At 58.4% G+C, this 15,064-nt stretch carries 15 protein-coding genes and 1 other RNA gene; 3 read left to right on the forward strand and 13 right to left on the reverse strand.

Translation table 11 applies throughout. The annotated features are described in order from the left end of the window. Positions 1 to 8: 8 nt before the first annotated feature. Both C2E16_RS18260 and C2E16_RS18265 read right to left on the reverse strand, forming a co-directional pair. Positions 9 to 404, reverse strand: coding sequence for a YraN family protein (locus tag C2E16_RS18260; protein WP_038623977.1), 396 nt, complete (start codon positions 402 to 404; stop codon positions 9 to 11). Further along, the gene (locus tag C2E16_RS18265; protein ID WP_104951595.1) at positions 362 to 2,452 is read right to left on the reverse strand and encodes a penicillin-binding protein activator; all 2,091 of its coding nucleotides are present in this window, start codon (positions 2,450 to 2,452) and stop codon (positions 362 to 364) included. The genes C2E16_RS18260 and C2E16_RS18265 overlap by 43 nt, the downstream gene beginning before the upstream one ends. A 61-nt stretch (positions 2,453 to 2,513) precedes the next feature. On the opposite strand from C2E16_RS18265, the gene rsmI reads away from it, so the two are divergent. Both rsmI and rnpB read left to right on the forward strand, forming a co-directional pair. Beyond that, positions 2,514 to 3,377 carry a 16S rRNA (cytidine(1402)-2'-O)-methyltransferase gene (gene rsmI / locus C2E16_RS18270; RefSeq protein ID WP_038623973.1) on the forward strand — a complete coding sequence of 288 codons (864 nt, stop codon included), beginning with the start codon at positions 2,514 to 2,516 and terminating at the stop codon, positions 3,375 to 3,377. 32 nt (positions 3,378 to 3,409) lie between these two features. Further along, positions 3,410 to 3,787: RNase P RNA component class A (gene rnpB / locus C2E16_RS18275), an RNA gene on the forward strand. Positions 3,788 to 3,830: 43 nt separating this feature from the next. Here the strand turns inward: rnpB and C2E16_RS18280 are convergent. From C2E16_RS18280 to pmbA, 11 genes are all read right to left on the reverse strand, one after another. Continuing rightward, positions 3,831 to 5,741 (reverse strand): BglG family transcription antiterminator, encoded by a 1,911-nt coding sequence (locus C2E16_RS18280; protein ID WP_084970343.1) that lies wholly within the window; start codon positions 5,739 to 5,741, stop codon positions 3,831 to 3,833. A 58-nt stretch (positions 5,742 to 5,799) separates the two neighbouring features. Next, on the reverse strand, positions 5,800 to 6,945 hold the full coding sequence (locus tag C2E16_RS18285) for a lactonase family protein (protein WP_084970344.1): 1,146 nt from the start codon (positions 6,943 to 6,945) through the stop codon (positions 5,800 to 5,802). A gap of 30 nt (positions 6,946 to 6,975) precedes the next feature. Next, positions 6,976 to 7,716 carry a 2-dehydro-3-deoxy-phosphogluconate aldolase gene (gene dagF, locus C2E16_RS18290; RefSeq protein ID WP_038623967.1) on the reverse strand — a complete coding sequence of 247 codons (741 nt, stop codon included), beginning with the start codon at positions 7,714 to 7,716 and terminating at the stop codon, positions 6,976 to 6,978. Continuing rightward, on the reverse strand, positions 7,713 to 8,834 hold the full coding sequence (locus C2E16_RS18295) for a DgaE family pyridoxal phosphate-dependent ammonia lyase (RefSeq protein WP_103790947.1): 1,122 nt from the start codon (positions 8,832 to 8,834) through the stop codon (positions 7,713 to 7,715). The genes dagF and C2E16_RS18295 overlap by 4 nt, the downstream gene beginning before the upstream one ends. Continuing rightward, entirely contained in the window at positions 8,818 to 9,951 is a 1,134-nt protein-coding gene (locus C2E16_RS18300; protein WP_038623963.1) for an amidohydrolase/deacetylase family metallohydrolase, read from the reverse strand. Before C2E16_RS18300 ends, C2E16_RS18295 begins: the two co-directional genes overlap by 17 nt. Before the next feature lie 49 nt (positions 9,952 to 10,000). Further along, positions 10,001 to 10,645, reverse strand: a complete 645-nt coding sequence (locus C2E16_RS18305; protein WP_038623961.1) for a DUF4310 family protein — start codon at positions 10,643 to 10,645, stop codon at positions 10,001 to 10,003. A 14-nt stretch (positions 10,646 to 10,659) separates the two neighbouring features. Further along, positions 10,660 to 11,436 (reverse strand): DUF4311 domain-containing protein, encoded by a 777-nt coding sequence (locus C2E16_RS18310; protein ID WP_084970345.1) that lies wholly within the window; start codon positions 11,434 to 11,436, stop codon positions 10,660 to 10,662. A 33-nt stretch (positions 11,437 to 11,469) separates the two neighbouring features. Then, on the reverse strand, positions 11,470 to 11,769 hold the full coding sequence (locus C2E16_RS18315; protein WP_038623957.1) for a DUF4312 family protein: 300 nt from the start codon (positions 11,767 to 11,769) through the stop codon (positions 11,470 to 11,472). 2 nt (positions 11,770 to 11,771) lie between these two features. Further along, on the reverse strand, positions 11,772 to 12,128 hold the full coding sequence (locus C2E16_RS18320; RefSeq protein WP_038623955.1) for an SFCGS family glycine-rich protein: 357 nt from the start codon (positions 12,126 to 12,128) through the stop codon (positions 11,772 to 11,774). Positions 12,129 to 12,185: 57 nt separating this feature from the next. Continuing rightward, complete coding sequence (locus C2E16_RS18325; protein ID WP_052133845.1) at positions 12,186 to 12,515, reverse strand: glycine dehydrogenase; 330 nt, start codon at positions 12,513 to 12,515, stop codon at positions 12,186 to 12,188. A 405-nt stretch (positions 12,516 to 12,920) separates the two neighbouring features. Then, entirely contained in the window at positions 12,921 to 14,261 is a 1,341-nt protein-coding gene (gene pmbA, locus C2E16_RS18330; RefSeq protein ID WP_038623953.1) for a metalloprotease PmbA, read from the reverse strand. A gap of 176 nt (positions 14,262 to 14,437) precedes the next feature. On the opposite strand from pmbA, the gene yjgA reads away from it, so the two are divergent. Beyond that, positions 14,438 to 14,983: a ribosome biogenesis factor YjgA gene (gene yjgA / locus C2E16_RS18335; protein ID WP_038623951.1), complete on the forward strand. Its 546-nt coding sequence runs from the start codon at positions 14,438 to 14,440 to the stop codon at positions 14,981 to 14,983. Positions 14,984 to 15,064: the final 81 nt, after the last annotated feature.

Genomic DNA, 15,064 nt, shown 5'->3' on the forward strand with positions numbered 1-15,064 from the left:
ACCTGGTTCTAATTGTGGGCTTGAAACGCATCGGGCAGCCATGACAGCTGCTGCCCGGTAATGGCGACCACGTCGAAACGACAGTCAACCGTATCAAAACTGGCGTTGCGCGCCGCCAGCCACAGGGCCGCGCTGCGCAACAGCTTCTGCTGCTTGCGCCAGGTGATGCTCATCGCCGCGCCGCCAAAACGCGCGTCGCGACGGTAGCGTACCTCGACGAAGACCCACTGTCGCCCGTCACGCATAATCAAATCAAGCTCGCCAACACGATATCGCACGTTGGCGGCGACGAACACCAGCCCTTTCTGCTCCAGATAACGCCGCGCCATCAGTTCATAGCGCGCGCCCTTTTGCTGACGGCTTAGCTGGCCGGGACCACCTGTCCCTGACGATACTGGCTCCATGTCAACTTCCTGTTGATGACGCAATCCTGCGTGGCGCTCAGCTGCCCGGTGTTGCCGTCGATATGGAAACCGGGCATCTGACGCATTTCGCTGAAGTGGTTAGCCAGCGTCCAGGCGTCAATGCCCATCGCATAGAGGCGAACCAGCGAGTAATCGTTGTTGAAGCTACGTGCCGCCTGCTGCATCAGCCCCGGATTGGCGCCCGACAGCAGCGGAATATCGCTAAACTGCAAGCCTTCCATCTCCAGACGGAAATCGGGGCCCGTGCCCGCCTGGAAACTACGGGAGCTGGCATAGAGCGCCACGTTGCTGCGGCTGCTGACGCGCATGGCGATCATCGGCTTGATCAGTTGCAGTTCGCTCTGCGTCGCCACGATATAGACCGCGTCCACGCTGCCGCCGCTGCTGGCGGCCGCTTCCGTCGGCGCGCTGCTCTGCGGCGCCGGGATAGTCAGGCCAGCGATGGTCACGCCCTGCGGCTCGCTGGGCGCGGCGGCGACCGGCGTGCCGCTCAGGCTAATGCCTGCGCCGCTGTTGATGCCTTGCTTCAGCTCGGCGGTGGAGCCAAACGACTGTTGCAGCACCGTGCCGCCGCCCAGCGTTTGCCACTCCTGCGCAAAGGCTTTGCTGACGCGATCGCCCAGCGAGCTGCGCGGCACCAGCATCAGCGGCATGCGTTTGCCCTGCTGCCAGATATGATGCGCGGCGTCTCGCGCTTCGTCTTCAGGAGAAAGCGCAAAGTAGCAAAGATTCGGATGGTTCTGGATCGTTTCCGGCTCGTTAAGCGCCAACACGTTCAGCGGCGTCGAAGCGTCCGCTACCTGCTGCACGCTGCTTTTCAGCAGCGGGCCGACCACCAGCGTCGCGCCATCCTGCTGCGCCTGCGCAAGCACCTGCTGAATCGGCTGAGAGCTGGTGTCGTAAACTTTGACTTCGGCATTGCTGGCCGGCGCGGTGGAGACCGATGCTGGCGTCGGCGCGGCGGCCTGCGGCTGAGCGTCAGCGTTATCTGCTGGCACGGCGGAAGGACTGACCACGGCGTTAGCGTCGGCGTTCTGCGTATCGCTCGCCGGGGCGGCCACGTTCTGGGCGTTATCTGCCGCGCCTGCACCGCTTTGCGCATCGCCGCTCGCCAGCGAGACCGGATTCTGCGCGCTGCCGATCGCAGAGGCAGGCGCCGCGTTCAACAGGCCGTTTTTCGCGTCGTTGAAACCTTTCTGGATTGCGCTGGCGAAGACCTGCGCCTGACCGCTTAACGGCAGCAGCAGCGCGATCTTGCCGGTAGAGGCTGGCTGGAAGTTCTGCACCTGCCCCAGCGCGGTGGGCAGCGTTTTCGCTGCGGGATTCTGCGGATAACGCGTCTGCCAGTCGCTAATGCCCGCTTTCAGCATATCGGGATCGGTGCGGTTCGCTTTATAGATGCTAAGCAGATCGAGCCAGCCCTGCAGCGTATTTTCATCGGCGTTAATCACCAGGCTGCTCATCTGCTCCGGCGGCAACTGTTGCAGCGCCTGCCAGGTGGCGTCGATATTGTCCTGATGCGCTTTATCGCTCAATAGCGGCTCCTGGGCGATCAGCGCGCGCACCAGATCGAGCGAAGGGCGTCCCTGGCTGGCGGCTATTTTCAGGCCGTAATAACGCTGCTGCTGATCTTTCGACATCGCGGCGGGATCGAGCTTCGCCAGAATCTCCTGCGCGGTGGCGATATCCTGGCCGCCGAGGCGCAGCTGCGCGGTCAATAGCTGCAGCTCAAGACGCTGCACGTCGCTCAGCTGTTGCGGAAGCTGGCTCATCTGCTGGTTTGCCTGGGGATACTTCCCTTCATTCAGCAATGCACGTATCGCAAGTAATTGCCAGTCAGCCTTGTTATCATCTGGGCTTTGCTGCACCTGCTGCAGATAATAGTCGGATGTGCCCGTTGCCGGTCCTTGCACGTTTACCGCGGGAGCCTGCGGCCCCTGGCCGGTACAGGCCGCCAGAATCAGGCCAGCCAGCAGAACAGGCACAAAGCGTCCTGCTTTTTTTCGAACGACTTTTGAAGGAAGCATACTGTATCCAGTAAGTTTTTTTCAGGATGCTCAATATTAAATCGGCAATTCGGATGAAACAATGAAACAACACGATCGGGCAGAGATTTCTGCCAGCACGCTCTATATCGTTCCTACTCCGATAGGCAACCTGGGCGACATCACCCAGCGGGCGCTGACGGTGCTTACGAGCGTCGATCTGGTGGCTGCGGAAGATACACGTCATACCGGACTGTTGCTACAACATTTCGCCATCAATGCGCGACTGTTCGCATTACACGATCATAATGAACAGCAAAAAGCGGAGCTGCTGCTGAGCAAGCTGCAGGAAGGCCAGAGCATTGCGCTGGTCTCCGACGCCGGTACGCCGCTGATTAACGATCCTGGCTATCATCTGGTGCGCCGCTGCCGCGAGGCGGGCGTGCGCGTGGTGCCCCTGCCCGGCCCCTGCGCCGCTATCGCCGCGCTGAGCGCCGCCGGTCTGCCCTCCGATCGCTTCTGCTACGAAGGCTTTCTGCCTGCGAAAAGCAAGGCGCGCTGCGATACCCTGCGCGCGCTGGCGCAGGAGACGCGCACGCTGATTTTCTATGAATCCACGCATCGTCTGCTCGACAGCCTGCGCGACATGGTCAGCGAGCTGGGCGCCGATCGCTACGTAGTGCTGGCGCGCGAGCTGACCAAAACCTGGGAGTCGATTCACGGCGCGCCGGTAGCGGAGCTGGTGGCCTGGATTGAAGAAGACGAAAATCGTCGTAAAGGCGAGATGGTGCTGATTGTCGAAGGGCATCACGCCGATGAAGAAGCGCTGCCGGCCGAGGCGCTGCGCACGCTGGCGCTGCTGCAAAAAGAGCTGCCGCTGAAAAAAGCCGCCGCGCTGACCGCGGAAATTCACGGCGTGAAGAAAAACGCGCTCTATAAATATGCGCTCGAACAGCAAGAAGGATGACAAAGCGGTCAGAATGACCTATTATCCGCGCCGAAGCTGACCAGACAGTCGCCGCTTTGTCGTCGTCCTCCTTCGGGGGAGACGGGCAAAGGGGAGGAAAGTCCGGGCTCCATAGGGCAGGGTGCCAGGTAACGCCTGGGAGGCGCAAGCCTACGACCAGTGCAACAGAGAGCAAACCGCCGATGGCTCATTCGTGAGTACAGGTAAGGGTGAAAGGGTGCGGTAAGAGCGCACCGCGCGGCTGGCAACAGTTCGTGGCACGGTAAACTCCACCCGGAGCAAGGCCAAATAGGGGTTCACATGGTACGGCCCGTACTGAACCCGGGTAGGCTGCTTGAGCCAGTGAGCGATTGCTGGCCTAGATGAATGACTGTCCAAGACAGAACCCGGCTTACCGGTCAGCTTCACTCTTTAAAAAACCCCGCTTCGGCGGGGTTTTTACTTTCCTCAGCGCTACAGTCGGCTCAGACAGTCGAGCGCCACCGCTTTAAAGCTGTCAAAATCACTGCTGTCGCGCAGACGCGTCATGGCGCGTTCGCGCATAAAGGTGACGAACAGATCGTAAATCGCCATCGCTTCTTCATAGTCATCCTTGCTGATGGCCAGCAGGAAAATAACATATGCCGTCTCATCGCCCCAGGCGATGCCGTGCGGCGCCAGTACGGTATACACCACGCTTTTTTTCGCCAGCAGGCCCAACGAGTGCGGCAGCGCTATTCCCTCGCCCAACATCGTGCTGAGGATCGCCTCGCGTTCCTCAACCGAGGAGTAAAACGTCTCATCAACGAAGCCTTCCTGCTCAAGCTGCTGGCACAGCAGGCGGAACAGCTGCGTCTGATCCATCGGCCTGTCGATAATGCGGAAATGCCGATCGTCGAAGAACTTTTCCAGCATATAGGGTTTAGTCCGATCCACCAGTACCAGCTTGCCGAGCTGCTCCAGCTGGTAATCAGTAGGAAACGGCGACATCACCACTACCGGTTTCCCCTTTTCGCTGAGCCGCACGGTGGATATGACGAAATCTTCTTCAATCGTCGCCTGCGCTTCATATTCCCGCAGCGAGATAATGCGCGTCACCACAAGTTGCGGATATTTGCGCAGCAGCATCGCCTGGATCATGCGCACAGTAGAGTTGCCGGTATCGCACACCAGCAGCACTTCAGGATGGCGCTCGTAGCCCACGTTATAGTGACGCTCCAGCCCTACGCCGATATGCAATACCAGAAAACCGATCTCATTTTCGCTGATGACATAAGGGGTATATTTGCTCCAGCTGGAGACCGCCGCCAGCGTGACGTCGTATGCCATCGGATAGTGCTGCTTAATATTAGAAAGCAGCGGGTTCGGGATGGTTATCTGGTAACGCACACGGGTAATCATGGTCTTGATGTGCGTTAGCAGATCGGCGCGCAGCTGCTGATCGTCCTGCAGATTGTAGTTGTAGTGGGTATTGATGTAGCTGAGGATATAGTCCACCAGCGAATCGCCGTCATCGGCGCTGATGGCGCTGGGCGCAATCTCCTCAACGCGGCGCGCGGCGATATTCAGGCGCAGCCAGGCCTCTTCCGCCGGCGCGATCGCCTTACCGGCTATCGGCCGCATCAGGTTGATGATATGGCGCGCTGCTTCGTACACATCCTTATCCACCTCCTCGGCGCTAAAGTCGGAAAGCGGATAGCCTTCGCTAATGCGGCGCACCGCCACCGCGCAATAAAGCCGCAGATAGAGTTCGCCCTCATCGGTCATACGAATATTAAAGCGCGCGAAACAGTGTTGCAGCAGCGGTTGAAGCGTCAGCAGCATGCCGCTGTTCAACGCCTCCATTTGCAGCAGCGGGCTTTCGCTGTTTTCCTGCGCAATCTGATACAGCAGGTCGGTCAGACAGGTACGAATCGCCATCTCGCTGCCGAACAGCTTCATGCCATAGCGCGGGCGCGCCTCAATCGTCAGCTGATAGCGGCTAAGCCACTCCCGCACCTCGGCCATATCGCTTTGCAGCGTGGCGCGGCTGACAAACCACTCCTCCGCCAGATCTTCCAGCTTAATGGCCCAGGCGGAGGTCAGAAAACGCGTCAGCAGATAGTGTATTCGCTCGTTCGACGTGCGCGGCACGCGCAGCCGCGACGGCGTTTGCTGACGCAGCCGCTGGTAGCGCGCCGGATCGTGAATGCGTAGCTGATAGCCTTCGCCGCGGCTGAGAACAAACAGCGCGCCATGTTCAGCCAGCATCTCATTCAGCATGTTGATGTCGGTGCGCACGGTGCGCGTAGAGACGGAAAAACGCCGCGCAAGCTCATCCTGCGGCAGCGTTTCGCTTTGCAGCGTATCAAACAGTTGCGCCAGTCGCTGGTTTGGAAATCTCACGGCAGCTCTCCCCTGCTGGCAGCGCCGATGCGCTGCAAATGAATCTGTCAGCTTACCATCAGGGCGCGATCACCATCTGTGATGGCGCGCCAATGGCAATATAGTCATCGCTGAAATGGAGCTTCCCGCTCTCCTTGTCCCGCTGGAAACGGGTGATATTATCGCTGCGCTGATTCAGCACATAGAGGGTCTGCTCATCCGGCGAAAGCGTCAAGGTGCGCGGATAGTCGCCGCGCGTCCAGATATGTTCGACCAACGTTAACGCCCCGTCAGCGCCGATTTGAAAATGGGCGATGCTGTTATGCAGCCGGTTCAGGACATAAAGATGCTTTCCGGCCTTATCGATCGCCAACCCTGAAGCGAAGCTGGTGCCTTTATAGCCCGGCGGCAGCGAGGAAACCGTTGCCCCTTCCGCCAGCGCGCCCGTTTCGCCGTTCAGCCGATAGCGGGTCAGCGTCGAAGCCTCTTCATTAATCAGATAAAGCGATTTTCCGTCCGGTGTAAAGACGAAATGCCGCGGCCCGGCGCCTGCTGAAGAGGCGGCGATCCACGGCGGCGTGTTCGGCGTCAGCTTGCCCTGCCGATCGATCCGGTATTGGTAAATACAATCTAACCCTAAGTCGGTGCTGAACACATAGCGGCCGGAAGGATCGCTGGCGATCATATGCGCATGCGGCCCGTTATGATCGCTGATGGCAAAGCTGCCTTCCACGGCGGCCTGTGGCTGCGCGGCGCCGGGCGGCCCCTGATGCTGTTTGCTGTCGCTCGCCGCATCCAGCCCGCCGTCGGCGCACACCGGCAGCACCGCGATGCTGCCGCTTACGTAGTTCGCCACCAGCAAAAATTTGCCGTCAGGCGTCAGCGAGAGATAAACCGGACCGCTGCCTTCGGCGCTGGCCTGATTAATTTCCGTCAGCCCGCCCACCTTATCCAGCCGGTAAGCGGTAATCGTGCCTGGATCGCTTTCGCTGGCGACATACAGCACGTCGCCCTGCGCGTTGATCGTCAGCTGCGCCGCATCAGGCAGGCGGCTTACTGCGGTTTTGTCATGCAGCGAGCCGTCCGATGCAACGCGAAAGCGATAGACGCCCTCGCCGTGCGGCTGATGGGTGCCGACAAAAGCCCAGGGAGACGCCTCCGCCAGCGGCGCAACGCTGATTAATACCATAAGTGCAGGAAACAGTCGCATCGCTTTTTTCCTCATTTCTGGCGCGTTCGCCGCTGGCGACGCGGGTTAGCCTACCAGTTTTTTAGTGATGGCCAGCAACGTCCTGACATCGTCAGGTCGCGTGTCGCCGGACGCTTTATCAATAATCGAGCTGTAGATATGCGGGATAATTTTGCTGACCCCAGCATCCAGCGCAATCTGCAAAATCGCCTCATAGTTGTCCAGATCGATGCCGCCGGTCGGCTCCAGCCAGAAGTCGTGCTTCGCACAGGCCTGCGCGACCGCCGTAAACTCATCGACCGCCTTCAGGCCGCCCATCGGAAAATATTTAATGGAGCTGCCGCCCATATCTTTCAGCATGGCGATAGCCGTTTCTACCGGCACAATGGCATCCGGCGCCTGCGCGCTCAGCGGGCCGGTTGAGATCTTAACCCTGCCGGGCGTGCCGGTAGGCGATACCAGACCGTTCACCACCGTTTGCTGTTGGCCCAGCAGAGCGCGGCTGGTGGCGACGCCGGTAAAGACCTGGTTAACGTGCTGCGGCTGCACTTCACGGCTGATTTCGCTGACCATCGCCGACTGACGCGGATCGCCGGCGCCAAGGCCGACGGAAAGCGCGTTGTTGATCAGCGCGGCGTATTCACGCATATCTTTCACGGCGTGCTCTACGCTGGCGTAGTTTTTTGACAGCACGCCGACCAGCACGTGACCTTCAGCCGCCTGCCAGATGGCCTGCGCGTTCGCTTTCGATCCTGCCAGTACGTTCAGGCAGACACGGTTTTGATAAAAATCAGGCGTCAGCTTCATGCTTGTTTCGCTCCTGTAATCAGTGCCTTAATGCTAAGGAAAATGGTGTTGAGCTGTTCCGGCGTCACGCTGCGCACGTCCGCTTCGACAATGCCTTCGTTCGCCTTATAACCGCGGAAATAGATGGCGATCGCGCCCTCTTTCAGCGCCTGTACCAGCTCGCCGGTAGTTTGACCGATAGCCGCCTCGTCAAAATGGATCTCCGCGCGGGCGATATCACGGCCCGCGGCGTCCCACACCACGCGCGCGGTCACGCCGGTCAGACCGTTCAGGTTGTCGATAAAGGCGGACATCTTCTCGACCATCTGCGCCCCGCTCTCTTTTTCGCGCGTCAGGTAGTTTTCAATCGCCTGCGTCAGGCCGAGGATACCCTCTTTGCCGACCTTCATCGCCCGGCCAATGCCCGCCGACTGGCGTTTTACCCATTCAACGTACTGATGCTTGCCGACCACCAGGCCGCTGGTCGGCCCTTCGATCGCTTTGGCGCCGCTGTAGATCACCAGATCGGCGCCCTGCTGGTAGTAACGTTGCAGATCTTCTTCCGCCGCGGCGTCGACGATCAGCGGCACGTTATGCTTGCGCGCCACCGACGCCGCCTGCTCAACGCTGAGATGGCTCTTTTGCACGCAGTGGTGCGATTTTATATACATAATCGCCGCGGTTTGCGGCGTCACCGCAGCGGAAAGCTGCTCGGCGGAACATTCGTTGGCGTAGCCCGCCTCAACCAGACGGCCGCCGCCCAGCGCCACCATGGTGCCGACCGGCGCGCCAAAATTAACGTTGTGCCCTTTCGGCAGCACGATTTCATGCGGCACCGTCAGCGCGGCGGTATGCAGATTATCCAGCAGCCAGCGATCGTCTTTCACAATCACCGCCGCTACTGACTGCGCGATGCCCGCAGAGGCGCAGGAGACCACCACGGCGTTTTCCGCGCCGAGCAGACCGGCAATATAGGTGCCGGTTTTATCAACTAAATCTTTGATTTCAAAATAGTGATTCAGGCCATATTTTACCGTATCCACCACATCCGCCGACGGCGTGGAAACCCCCAGAATGGTCATGCGCCCGGAAGCGTTGATCACCTGCTTCAGGCCATACTTTTCATAAATCGAAGACATGATTTGCTTTCCCTTCATCGGTAACCTTCCACTGTCCGGCAACGACCGCCGCCAGCGGCACAAAATGTTGATGGCCCAGTACGCTTTCACCCTCTGAATCATCCAGCGGGCGCACCTCATCGCTAAAGGTAAACAGCGTGAGATCGGCGTCGTAGCCCGGCTCCAGGCGCCCTTTCCGCTTCAGGCGCAACCCTTCCGCCGCCTTCCAGGTCACGCAGTCGATAATCTGCGGCAGCGTCATTCCTACGCTAAAGAATTTCGACATGACGTGCGCCAGGCTTCTCACCGGGCCTTCAATACGGTTGCGGCAGTAAATATCGGAGCTGATGGTGTCGGGCAGGATGCCCTGCGCAATCGCCTGACGCGCCACTTCGAAACTGAAACTGGCGCTGCCGTGGCCGACGTCCAGCCGCACGCCGCGCGCGATCGCCTTTTTCACCGCCAGGCGCAGTTCACCCGCAGGCGTCAAAATACGGTTGGGTTTGCCGTTATAGCAGTGGGTAATAATGTCGCCGGAGGTGAGCAGGTCGGCGATTTCATCGAGATTCGGCGGGTTGTTGCCGATATGCACCATCAGCGGCAGGCCGCCGTTTTCCTGCTGGATCTCTTTGGCCATCTGCAACGGACGGACGCCGTTCTGCCCCACCACGCTGCTGCTGATGCGCGCTTTGATGCCGAGAATAAAACCGGGCAGGCGCTGTAGCGCATCCCTGACGCCGACTTTATCGATCTGGCTTAGATCGGCCAGTTCATTCTGCGTGACGATGCCGGTGCGGGCGATATTCAGCAGCGCGTAAACCTGCGTTTCCGCCTGGCGCGTCAGCTGATAAAAGTCATCGATATCGTCCGCGCCGGTACTGCCCGCATCCACCACCGTGGTGACGCCGGTCGCGACGCCGATGCGATCCGCTTCATCATGATAAATGGGTGATTTTGGGTAGCAGTGAACATGAGAATCGATCCAGCCCGCGCTGACCCACACGGTGCCGTCCAGCACCTTTTCCTGCTTCGCTTCGCCGACAACCTCGCCGACCGCAGCGATTTTTCCGTCCTGAATGGCGATATCGACCAGCCGTTCATCCACCAGTCTGGCGCGACGAATAATCAGATCAAACATGAGAACCTCTCTCTGGCGGGCCTGCTATAACGCGCAGGCCCGCGGTGAATTACAGCGCTACCGGGAAGATCGCGCCCAGCACCATCGCGCCCAGGATGGCGCCGCCGGTGATCGGTTTGTTCCAGAGGTAGAACAGCAGCGCGCCAATCAGCGAACCGAGGCCGATAGGAATGGAGGCACCCATAGCGGAGAGGATGATCAACGGTCCAAGGAAGCGACCGGAGGCGTTGCCCGCGCCCATCATTACGTCCGCCCCGTAGGTGGAGTCGCTCTGATTGATGGTGAATTTACGCGCCAGAATGATCACGTAGCCGATCGCCAGACCGATAACGAGGCCGGTCGCCAGCGACGCGGCGAAATTGGTAACCGGAAATTCAATGCCTGCGCCCAGCAGCAGCGCCGGTACGCCCAGCCCGACGCCGGTCTGGATCGCGCCGCCGATATCAAGAATGCCCACCAGCGAGCCTTCAATGATGCGCGCGAACAGGAAGCTGGCGCCGAAGGCGGCGACCGCGCCGTAAACACCGGTCTCCATGCCGGAGCGCAGCATCGAGACAAAGGCGACTTCGTTAAACGCACCGATGCCGTAGAGGTAGTACATATGGGTACCGGCGAACACGCCGGCGGACAGCAGGCCGACAAAGATCGGGAAAGACCAGTCCGCGTACCAGAATCCGCTTTTTGTTTCGTTCATCGTTATGCTCCCGATTATTTTCCGCTCAGTCCGTTATGGATCATCTCAAGCCAGTTCGGCGCACCCATATGGAACGATTCCAGCAGCTTAAGATCGAATCCGCGGAAGAAGCCGCTCAGCACGAACAGCAGTACAATAGAGAACATCATCACTTTGGTGACTTTGTTCCAGCCGCTCTCTTCCACGCCTTTGCCGATCAGGATGCCCAGCACCAGACCCGGCACGGCGTTGCCCATAATCAGCTGCGCGAGACCGCCGAAGATGGTGGCCCAGAAGCCCGATTTTTTACCGGCGTCAATCGCCGCCAGCCAGAAGATCACCGGCATCACGGTGTTGACCAGCAGGTTAGCCGCCGGCACCAGCACTTTCACCGCCGTGACCTGCAACGCTTCCGGCACTGCTGACGCGGTGGAATTCAGGAACGCCACCACGAACATGCCGATAAGGCCGCAGGCGATAGCCATTTTTTTCGGATCGTGCAGCGTTTCCGCCACGTTGCGGTTTTTCACCATCAGCGCCGCCGCGCCCCAGTTGGGGATAATGCGGTGATCCACATCCTGCGTGAAGGAGCCAGCCGCAACCGAAGAAGCCCATGCGTTAAAGAAGAAGCCGAGACCAAAAGAGAAGTGAGAGGCGGGATCGCCTTCACAGGAGTTTAATTCGCCCAGTGTTCGAAATGCGCCCATCCCCTGCGAGGTTGGCGCATGAAACATACGCGCGGCGCCGGCGCCAACGCCCACGCCTACCAGCCCGCCGATGACCAGCGACTTAAAGAGAATAATTAAAAACATCAGTCTTTCCTTATGTCTTATCGCCCAACGTTTTTATTGCGCTACCGTAAACTCCACCTTGTCAGTATCAATTACGGTAACGTTGACGGTAATTTCCAGCTCCACGCTGTAATTCCGCCGCTCACGTGCCAGAAAGAAAAACAGAAACTTTTCCTTTTTGACGCTCTGTTGCGCCCGAATAACCTTTACGTCCTGTGGTTCGATGCGCAGCAAAATTTTGTTCGTGGATTGCAGCACCTGCTGCTGAACGCGGCTGAGAGCATCGGCAAAGGCTTTGCCTCGCGTATCGCCTTTGCCTTTAACGAGAACCGAGGTCGTGAATTGTTCTTTCATACTCAGCTGCCGTACTTTTTATTCCAGGCCTGCACCAGCTTCTCGCCCAGTTCCTCTTTGTCCATAAAACCAAAACCCAGCACCGTCGCGCCTTCGTTAATCGCCGTTACGCCTTCGTCAATAGAGCGCATGCCGTGCCTGGCTTTATAGCCATATTTGTTTTGCGCCGTAATCGCGCCCGCGCCGCCGCTGCCGCAGAATGAAATGCCGAAATCGGCATTTTCTGCTTTCATTACGTCGCCCAGCTTCATATCCGCCGCCACGCCCGGGACAACCACCGCGCGTCCGCCCGCTTTTTCAATGCCAGCCGCGACTTTCTGTCCTTTACCTAAACGATCGCCAATCACTACGGTTACCATACTGCATTCCTTCTGTTGTATTTGCTGACTGCCGGCAGGGCTGCGCCTGCCCGATGATTAATTCGCTTTTGCCACTTCAAAATGCACCGAAAGCAACCACGCCTCTTCGCGCGGCAGATTGCCGAACAGATCGACCACCTGCTGTGCCAGACGCATCGACTCCGGCGAGATATCTTCAAACAGTTCGGCTTCCACTTCCGGCAACGGTTCGCCGGTTAGCGAACGCAGCGCCATCGCGCGTACGTGGGAGGCCAGCATCTGCTGCTGCACCGCATTTGGATAAATAGCCTCAGCGGTAAAAAGCGCCTCGATCTGTTTCATTACCCGCTCGGCGAGCGCTGCAATCTCCGCGTCGCTTGCCGACTTCTGTTCCGCTATGTTATTCACCTTCCCCACTCCTGATTAACTGACGTTCCATTTTTTCGTGTTGAAAACAAAGTACCGTTAACCCCTGCGAGTTTGTAGCCCGACTTTTTCCGCCTGAAAGTGGAAATAGAGGCGCAGAAGGTGCGCGAGGTCGCAAAAAATTATTTTGCGCATCTGCGCAGTTAAAAAAGATTATTTCTTGCAGGGCGGGTGCGAAAAACTCACGAAAAGGTAAGCCCCTGATTGTCAGATGGAATTAAAGCGCTAAAAAGAAAATGAAGAATAAGGAAATGTGATGAATGCGGGCGTGAACATCATTTTATTACGCGAAAATAACGTCAAATTAACGTTTATAACCGTGCAATAGAAAGAAAGACAGGCGAAAAAAAACGGGCGTTTTAAACGCCCGGTGCGGTTATTTAATGATTATTGTCCGGCGATGCTCATTTCCGGCAGCAGCACGGAGCCGCACTGAATATTGCTGCGCGTTTCAATATCGTTGCCGACGGTCACGATGTTGCGCCACATATCCTTCAGATTACCGGCAATGGTAATTTCGCTTACCGGATACTGAATTTCGCCGTTTTCCACCCAGAAGCCCGCTGCGCCGCGCGAGTAGTCGCCGGTAATGCCGCTAACGCCCTGACCCATCAGCTCGGTTACGACCAGGCCTTTGCCCATCTGCTTCAGCAGATCGTCAAAGCTGCTGCCCTGACCGGCGATGCGCCAGTTATGGATGCCACCGGCGTGACCGGTGCTTTGCAGCCCCAGCTTGCGCGCGGCGTAGCTGGTCAACAGCCAGCTTTGCAGCACCCCGTTTTTCACAATCTCGCGATCCTGCGTCCGCACGCCTTCGCTGTCGAACGGCGTCGAGGCCAGGCCTTTCAGCAGGTGTGGCTTCTCTTCAATGGTGAGCCATTGCGGCAGGATCTGCGTGCCCAGCGCATCGAGCAGGAAGGTTGATTTACGATAGACGCTGCTGCCGCTGATGGCGCCGACCAGATGGCCGAACAGCCCGGTCGCCACTTCCGGCGCGAACAGCACCGGCGCTTTCATCGTCGGCAATTTACGCGGGGCCAGACGAGAAAGCGTGCGGCGCGCGCACTCCTGTCCCACCCATTCCGGCGACTGTAAATCGCTCATCGACCGACCGATGGTATAGGCGTAGTCGCGCTCCATATCGCCTTCCGCTTCCGCAATCACGCAGCTGGAGAGCGAATGGCGGCTGGAGCAGTAGCTCTGCAACATGCCGTGGCTGTTGCCGAACACTTTAATCCCGACGTGGCTATTGAAGCTGCCGCCTTCGGTATTGGTAATGCGCTTATCTGCCTGTAGCGAAGCCTGCTCAGCGCGCGCCGCCAGCTCGATCGCTTTATCAGGATCGATCTCCCACGGATGGAAAAGATCGAGATCCGGCGCGTCGAACGCCAGCAGCTCGCGATCGGCCATGCCAGCGAAAGGATCGGGCGAGGTGTAGCGGGCGATATCCACCGCCGCCTGTACGGTACGTTTGATCGCATCGGGGCTGAGATCGGTGGACGAGGCGCTGCCCTTGCGGTTTTGCCAGTAAACGGTGATACCCAGCGCGCCATCGCTGTTGAACTCGACGTTTTCTACCTCACCATAACGCGTACTAACGCCGATACCCGTCGTTTTACTGACCGCTACTTCAGCGCCGTCGGTGTCCGCTTTCGCCAGTTCCAGCGCCTGGGCGACCGCCTGCTCCAGCACTTTACGTTGTTCTGCAACCTGAGTAAGTATTTTCATTGACCTACCATAATATGATGAGTACGGTCTGCCGCGCTGGCTTAGCCTGCTTAAACCAGATAATGCACGGCAACGCGTGAGTTGTATCCTTAATCTGGAGTCTAACAGACTCAGAGAACAATTTCGCAGTAGCCGCGTAACCTGATAGCATTAGCCTCTTTTTCAGGAGCCTGATAATGACGAAACACCCCGAAGAGTGGCTCGACGACGTACCGGATAATCAAGAAGAAGAAGATGAAGAGATTATTTGGGTCAGTAAGAGTGAGATTAAACGTGACGCCGAGGAGCTGAAACGCCTTGGCGCGGAGATGGTGGAACTGGGTAAAAATTCCCTGGATCGCCTGCCGCTGGACGAAGAGCTGCGCGACGCCATTGAACTGGCGCAGCGCATCAAGAAAGAGGGCCGCCGCCGTCAACTGCAGCTGATCGGCAAGCTGCTGCGCGCGCGCGATCCCGACCCGATCTACCAGGCGCTGGATAAGCTGAAGAACCGCCATAACCAGCAGATTGCGCTGTTCCACAAGCTGGAAGCGATGCGCGATCGTTTGGTGGAACAGGGCGATGATGCGATTGCCGACGTGCTGAACCTCTGGCCGCATGCGGATCGTCAGCAGCTGCGCAGCATGATCCGCAATGCGCAGAAAGAGAAAGCGGCCAATAAGCCGCCCAAGGCCTACCGGCAGATTTTTCAGTACCTGCGCGAACTGGCGGAAACCGCCTGATCTCGCGCCGCGTTACGCTCTTTCTGTTGGAGCGTAGCGCTGGCCTTCCCCTTCTGTCTTCCCGCGCCCTTTACGACGCGG

Source organism: Mixta calida (assembly GCF_002953215.1).
Taxonomy (GTDB): domain Bacteria; phylum Pseudomonadota; class Gammaproteobacteria; order Enterobacterales; family Enterobacteriaceae; genus Mixta; species Mixta calida.